This window comes from Thermoanaerobaculia bacterium, assembly GCA_035717485.1.
In the GTDB taxonomy this organism is placed as follows: domain Bacteria; phylum Acidobacteriota; class Thermoanaerobaculia; order UBA5066; family DATFVB01; genus DATFVB01.
In genome coordinates this window covers 1-7752 of the sequence record DASTIQ010000045.1, presented here as the reverse complement: position 1 = coordinate 7752, position 7752 = coordinate 1, and the positions used below count along the sequence as shown (strand labels likewise).

3 protein-coding genes are annotated in these 7752 nt (G+C 69.7%); all 3 read left to right on the top strand.

Features of this window, described 5'->3' with window-relative positions; all coding sequences use genetic code 11:
* The coding region (locus tag VFS34_02505; protein ID HET9793307.1) for a protein kinase at window positions 1-2053 on the top strand (2053 nt) is incomplete at its 5' end.
* A 186-nt stretch (window positions 2054-2239) separates the two neighbouring features.
* Window positions 2240-4930, top strand: coding sequence for a protein kinase (locus VFS34_02500; GenBank protein HET9793306.1), 2691 nt, complete (start codon window positions 2240-2242; stop codon window positions 4928-4930).
* Window positions 4931-5003: 73 nt separating this feature from the next.
* Window positions 5004-7688, top strand: a complete 2685-nt coding sequence (locus tag VFS34_02495) for a protein kinase (GenBank protein ID HET9793305.1) — start codon at window positions 5004-5006, stop codon at window positions 7686-7688.
* The last annotated feature ends 64 nt before the right edge of the window (window positions 7689-7752 follow it).

The following is a 7752-nucleotide window of genomic DNA, read 5'->3' as shown; positions in this document are numbered from 1 at the left end:
GCGCTCCGACATCTTCGCGTTCGGCGCGGTGCTCTACGAGATGGCGACCGGCCGGAAAGCGTTCACCGGCAAGAGTCAGGCGTCGCTCATCTCCTCGATCATGCGAGAGGAGCCGGCACCCATCTCGTCGGTCGCACCGATGGTGCCGCCGGCGCTGAATCGCGTCGTGCGCACGTGCCTCGCGAAGGACCCGGAGGACCGGTTCCAGACCGCGCACGACGTCAAGCTCCAGCTCCAGTGGATCGCCGAGGGAGGATCGCAGGCCGGGGCGCCCGCCGTCGTCGTGGCGCGCCGACGGAGCCGCGAACGGACCGCGTGGACGATCGCGGCCGCCGCCACCGCGGCGGCGGTCGCGCTCGGCATCGGCTTCGTTCTCCGCATGCCTGCCCCGAAGCGCGTCATGCGCTTCGAGATCATGCAACCCTCCCGTGTCGCCGTGATGGGCGCCCCGAAAGTCTCCCCGGACGGGCGGCAGATCGCCTTCGCCGGAACCGACGCGCAGGGAAAGAGCGAAATCTGGGTGCGTTCCCTCGATGCGATCGAGGCGCGGCCGCTCGCGGGAACGGAGGGCGCGACGACGCTGGTGCGGCCGTTCTGGTCCCCCGACAGCCGCCAGATCGGCTACTTCGTCGGCAACAAGATGATGAAGATCCCGGTCGACGGCGGCCCGCCGCAGAAGATCTGCGACAGCCCGACGCCCGGCGACGGCACCTGGAGCGAAGACGGAACGATCCTCTTCGACGGCTCGTCGGGCGACCCCATCCGACGGGTGTCTGCCGACGGCGGGATTCCCAAGATCGAAGTCGCGGGAAACGCCAGAGGCCTGACCGGCGTCGCATGGCCGCAATTCCTTCCGGGCGGAAAGAGGTTCCTCTTCATCAACGACGGCGGCAAGGAGGCCGACAACGGCGTCTGGATCGCGGAGCTCGGAGGCGGCGGAGTCCATCGGGTGGTGAGCGGCCTCTCGCGCGTCGAGCTCGCTCCTCCCGACGAGCTCCTGTTCGTTCGGGAAAACACGCTCATCGCGCAGAAGGTCGATCCCTCCTCGGGGAAGCTGCGGGGCGACCCGATTCCCGTTGCGGAGGGCGTCGGTATCTACAATGCCGGGCAGGCGGACTTCTCGGCTTCGCGCAATGGCGTGCTCGTCTATCGCGCCGGGCAGTCGGAGAAGAACAGCCTGGCCTGGGTCGACCTTTCGAACGGCCATCTGGATTCGGAAACGGATCTCGGAACCGGGCGCAACCCGGCGCTCTCCCCCGATGGGCGGTGGCTCGCCGTCGACAACGCCGAAGGGAAGAGCCAGAACATCTGGCTGCGAGACCTGAAGCGCGGGGTGAGCTCCCGGTTCACGACGGACGCGAAGCCCGACTATGCCCCGCTCTTCACTCCCGACGGGAAGCGCCTTCTTTTCTCGCGCGACGAGGGAGGCGGCAAGTGGGCGATCATTTCGAAATCCCTCGACTCGCCCGACGAGAAGGTCCTCGTCCCCGCCGCCCTGACCGAGCTGGCGATCGCGATCTCGCCGGATGGCCGCCGCCTGCTCTACGCCGCCCAGCAGAACGAGGGCGCGGGCACCGCGGTCTTCGCCCATTTCGTGACCGATCTCGCCACGGGAGGTGTCGGCAAGGTCTATTCCCCCTCCGCGTTCTCGACGTTCGGGGGGTCGTTCTCGCCCGACGGCCGCTGGCTGGCGTTCCAATCCAACGAATCGGGACGCGTAGAAGTCTACGTCCAGGCGTTCCCGGAGCCGGGCCGGAAGTGGCAGATCTCCACGGCCGGAGGCGCTCAGCCCGTCTGGAGCCCCGACGGGCACGATCTCTATTACGTCTCGCGGGACGCCAAACTCATGCGGGTGGACGTGAAAATCGGCGCCGATTTCGATGCGGGCGTTCCGCAGGCGCTCTTTCCCTTCTCGCTCGCGGCCGGCCGCGCGCGAAACCGATACCTTCTCGCTCCCGACGGAAAGCGGCTTTTGATCATGGGATCGGGCAACGCGGGCGTCGCCGTGCCGATGACCGTCGTCCTCGACTGGAACGCGGCCGCGAGAAAATAGGGTGCTCGTGACTCTTGCAGACGCGACCCGCCTCGGCTCCGACGACGTCCTCGCTCCGCTCGACGCGGGAGGGATGGGCGATCCGCCGCGCCGAAGCGCCGGCAAAGGCGGGTACGGCGCGACACGTCCCCCTTCACTCCTCCTTCGCCGGGGTTTCGGAAACCGACGGCGGACTTCGGGTTTGCGATGAGTCTCGCCAGCGGCACCCGCCTCGGTTCTTACGAGATTCTCTCCCCGCTCGGCGCGGGGGGCATGGGAGAAGTCTACCGGGCGAAGGACACCAAGCTCCACCGCGACGTCGCGATCAAGGTCCTCCCCGAATCGCTCGCCGCCGACCCGGAACGTCTCGCGCGCTTCGAGCGGGAAGCGCGGGTGCTCGCGTCGCTCAACCACCCGAACATCGCCGGAATCCACGGCGTCGAGGATTCGACCAACGCCAAAGCGCTCGTCCTCGAACTCGTCGAGGGCCCGACGCTCCAGGACCGGATCGAAGCGGGACCGGTTCCCGTCGAGGAAACGCTGCCGATCGCGCGGCAGATCGCGGAAGCGCTCGAGGCCGCCCACGACAAGGGGATCGTCCACCGGGACCTGAAGCCCGCCAACATCAAGATCGACGGGGCGGGCAACGTGAAGGTCCTCGATTTCGGCCTCGCGAAGGCGCTCGATCCGGCAGCCGGGTCCTCTTCTCCCGATCTCTCGCATTCGCCGACGCTCTCGATCGGCACGCAGGCGGGCATGATTCTCGGAACCGCCGCGTACATGAGCCCGGAACAGGCCCGCGGGAAGACCGCCGACCGCCGCGCGGATATCTGGGCGTTCGGCGTCGTCCTGTGGGAGATGCTGACCGGCGGCCGTCTCTTCGCCGGCGAAACCGTTTCCGACACGCTCGCCGCCGTTCTCCGGCAGGAAATCGACTGGAGCGCGCTCCCCGCCGGGACCCCTCCCGCGGTGCGGCGGCTCCTCGCCCGCTGCCTCGAGCGCGATCCGCGGAACCGGCTGCACGACGCCGCGGACGCGAGGATCGAGCTCGACGAGGCCGGAGAACCGGAGCCTGCGGCCGCCGGGCGGGCCGCACCGGAACCGCCCCGGCGTCGCGCGGCGCGGCTTCCGTGGGGGATCGCGGCGGCCGCCGTCGCCGCCGCGGCGTTCGCCGTCTGGAAATCCCGTGCTCCCCGCCCGGAAATCGCGAGGCTCTCGATCTCGCTCCCTGCCGGCGTGCGCCTCGACGCCGACACGCCGAACCAGGCCCAGATCGTCGCCATCTCCCCCGACGGGAACGTCGTGGTCTTTCGCGGCCGCTCGAAGGACGCGGCGATGCTCTACCGGCGCCCGATCGGGGGCGACGAGGCTCAGCCGATCCGGGGCACGGACGACGGGTTCGATCCTGCCTTCTCGCCGGACGGCGAATCGCTCGTGTTCTGCGGCGGCGGCAAGCTCCGGAGGATCGCGGTCGGCGGCGGCACGCCGGTCGATCTCGCGGAGGATGCCGGGTGCCGCGGAACGGCCTGGGGCGCCGACGGAACGATCGTCTTCTCCCCGACGGTGAACTCGGGGCTCTGGACCGTTCCGGCCGCGGGCGGCTCCCCGAAGCCGCTCACGACGCTGGACGACGCGGCCGGAGAGCGGACGCACCGCTGGCCGCAGATCTCGCCGGACGGGAAGACCGTCTTCTTCACGGTCGGCACGCGCGACAAGCCGGGGGATTACGACGACGCCCGGATCGACGCGGTGACGATCGGCGGCCGGGATCGCCGGGTCGTCTACCGCGGCGCGAGCTTCCTCCGCTGCCTCGGACACGACGAATACCTGCTCGGGCGCGCGGGGGATCTGCTGCGGGCGCACGCCGCGGAAGGCGCGGAGATCCGGGATGCCCCCGTGCCGGTCATTCGCGGCATCGGGGGGGATCCGCGGAGCGGCGTCGTATTCGTCGCCGTCGCCAGGAACGGCACGCTCGCCGCGATCTTCGGCCTCTCGATGCGCGCCACCGACGAGATCGCGGCGATCGACCGGACGGGCAAGGTCTCGCCCACGGCGATCCCGCCCGGGCAGTACGACAGCCTCGCGCTCTCGCCCGACGGCCGCCGGCTCGCGATCGCGGAAGGTCCGGGCGGGGGACGCAACACCAACATCTGGATCGTCGACATCGGCGACGGAAACGCGCTGCAGCTCACCTCCGACGGCAAAGCCGGCTCGTCGCGGTGGGCGCCGGACGGGAAGTCTCTGGTGTATTCCCCGACGGCCGGCGACGCGCTGTTCCGGACCGCCGCCGACGGGCGCGGCGTCCGGGAGACGCTCTGCCAGTTCACCGACAGCGTCCCGATCTCGGTCGATTCGTTCGACCCCGCAGGTGCCACGCTCCTCGTGACGCGATACGGCCTCACCGGCCATCGGGCCGACGTCGACGCGATCACGATGTCCGGATCGCACGCGGTCACGCCTTTCCTCGCGACGGAAGCGCCGGAGATGAACGCCGTGATCTCGCCCGACGGACGCTGGGTCGCCTATACCGGCGAGTACGAGCGCGGGCAGCAGGTCTACGTCCAGGCGTATCCGACCCTTTCCGGTCGGTGGCAGGTCTCCCGCGACGGGGGATTCCGGCCGCGCTGGTCGGCCGACGGCACCGAGCTCTTCTACCTCTCCGGTTACACGATGACGGCGGTGCCGGTTCGGACGTCGCCGACGTTCTCGTATGGCGACGGTCGGCCGCTCTTCACGATCGAAAACCCCGGCGGCTCCGAGTACACGAACAACTACGAGGTCGCCCCCGACGGAAAGCGCTTCTACATCATCCGCAAGAAGACGTCTTCGGCGGATGCCGCTGCGCGGATCGACGTGATCCTCCATGGCACGGAAGGTCTGAAGGACCTCGCGCGATGAGACGGCGGCGGGGACTCCTCCATGGCGAGACGTCGCGCGGCGCGAGCGGGCCCGCGCGCACGAGAGGTCCCCGGTGACGCTCGCGGCGGGGACGCGCCTGGGTTCCTACGAAATCCTCTTCCCGATCGGCGCGGGCGGCATGGGTGAGGTCTACAAGGCGAAGGACACGAAGCTCCACCGCGACGTCGCGATCAAGGTCCTCCCCGAATCGCTCGCCAAAGACACCGACGCGCTCGCGCGATTCGAGCGGGAGGCGCACGCGGTCGCGGCGCTGAACCACCCGAACATCCTCTCGATTCACGACTTCGGCGACCATGACGGGACCGCGTACGCCGTCACGGAGCTCCTCGAGGGAGAGACGCTGCGCGAAACGCTCGCGGACGGGTCCATGCCGGCGCGCCGCGCGCTCGACGTCGCCCGCCAGATCTGCGCGGGCCTTTCGGCGGCGCACGCGCGGGGAATCGTCCATCGCGATCTGAAGCCCGACAACGTCTTCGTGACGAACGACGGGCGCGTCAAGATCCTCGATTTCGGACTCGCGAAGCCGGCGGCCAACCGTTCGACGCCGGCCGACGAGACCCACTCCCCGACCGTCTCGGCGTTCACGGAGCCGGGCACGGTGATGGGGACGGTCGGCTACATGTCGCCGGAGCAGGTGAAGGGACTCGCCGTCGATCACCGCTCCGACCTCTTCTCGTTCGGCGCGGTCCTCTACGAGATGCTCTCGGGGAGACGCGCGTTCCAGCGGGAGACGGCCGCCGAGACGATGACGGCGGTGCTGCGCGAAGACCCGCCGGAGCTCGATCTCGCGGGCGCGCGCGTTCCGCCCGCGCTCGACCGGATCGTGCGGCATTGCCTCGAGAAGAAACCCGATCAGCGATTCAAGACCGCGAGCGACATCGCCGTCGCGCTCGAGAGTACGGCCGCGGTCTCCTCCGGCGCCCTCTCAGCCGCGCCGGAAGCGCGGCGCCGCGGGCCCCTGCCCCTCGTCGCCGCCGCGATCGTCGCCGCGGCGCTCGTCGGGTGGCTCGGATCGGCGGCGCTGCGGAAATCCCCGGCGGCAGGCCCGGCCCTCGCGGGAGTTTCGCGGTTCAGCCACGATCCCGGCATCTCCGAATGGCCGGCGTGGTCTCCCGACGGCACGCTCCTCGCCTTCGCCTCGAACCGGAGCGGCAATTTCGAGATCTACGTCCGGCGCGTCGACGGCGGGCACGAGATCAACGTCACGAACGACCCCGGCGAGGACTTCCAGCCGGCCTTCTCCCCCGACGGGAACTCGATCGCGTTCGTTTCCACCCGCTCCTCCCGTACCGGGATGATCCGAACGGGCGCCGCCTTCGGGTTCCAGTTCCGGGTCTTCGGCGGAGACCTCTGGGTCGTGCCGTCGCTCGGCGGCCAGGCGCGCAGGCTCGCGCCCGACGCCAACTCGCCCGCCTGGGACCCGACGGGAAAACGCATTGCCTATGTCAGCGGACCCGAATCGCACCGCTCGATCATCGAGATACCCGCCGACGGGGGCGCTCCGCGCACCGTCCTCGCCGCCCGCGCCTCGACGTTCGAGATCACCCGGATTCATTATTCGCCCGACGGAAGGTGGATCAGTTTCGAGACGGCTCCCGACGGCGAGTTGCTCATCGTCCCGTCCTCCGGCGGCAAGCCGCGCTCGCTCGTCGCGCGCGCCGCGAGCCACGCGTGGGACGCGAAGAGCGGCCGGATCGTCTACCTCAACCAGGAGCCATCGGGCGGCACCCGGATCGAAACGGTCGCCGTTTCCGACGGACGGGTCGCGGGCAAGCCCGTGCCGATCGCCGTCATGACCGGGATCCTCCGCGACACCGCCATCCGCGGCGACGGCCGCGTGATCGCGGTCTCGGAGCTCGAAGGGTCGATGAACCTCACGCGCCTTCCTCTGAGTCCCGACGGGAGCGGACCGTCCGGACCGGAGGAGCCGCTCGACACGGGACACGTCCTGGACCGCTATCCCGCCGTCTCGCCGGACGGGAAGAAGATCGCTTACGGAAGCGACCGCCTCGGATCGGAAGACCTCTGGGTCTACGATCGCGAAACGCATCGCTCCGAGAGAATCGAGCTTCCCGGCAAGGACCTCGGCATCAACGAGCCGCACTGGTCCCCCGACGGGCGCCGGATCGCGGTGACCCGCCTTCGGAACCTGGGAGGAGAAGGATCCCTCTGGCTCGTCGCGCCCGACGGAAGCCAGAGCGAAGAGCTGACGACGATCGGCGGCCTTTTCGCGAACTCGGGCCCGTTCTCCCCCGACGGCAAGGAAATCCTCTATGTGAACACGGTGGGCGGGTGGACCCAGGTCTTGGCGTTCGCGATCGCCGCCCGCGCGACCCGGCAGATCACGCGGACGCCGTCGGACAAGTTCGACGGCGTCTGGTCCCCCGACGGGAAATGGATCGCCTTCACGGATTACGGCGACGGGAAGTACCGGTTGATGCGGACGTCGTCGAGCGGAACCGACCCGAGGGTGCTCGTGTCCTCGGACGAGCGGCTGCGACACTCCTTCGTCTCTTCGGACGGCCGCTGGGTCTACTACCAGCCGAGTCACCGGAACGTCTGGCGCGTGGCCGCGGACGGTGGCGCGCCCCAGCAGGTGACTCAATTCCCGGAATCCGGCCTCTTCCTGGAAGAGCCGTCGATCGCTCCCGACGGGAGCTTTCTCGTGTATTCCCGGTCCAACGGCGGGTCGTCGGTGTGGCTGCTCACGCTCGCGGCGGAGAGACCCGTCCCATGACGCTCGCGGCGGGGACGCGCCTGGGGCCCTACGAAATCCTCTCCCCGATCGGCGCGGGGGGCAT

Bases quoted from the DNA above. Each gene is read 5' to 3' on its own strand.
- VFS34_02500 (HET9793306.1), top strand. From the start codon at position 2,240: ATGAGTCTCGCCAGCGGCACCCGCCTCGGTTCTTACGAGATTCTCTCC.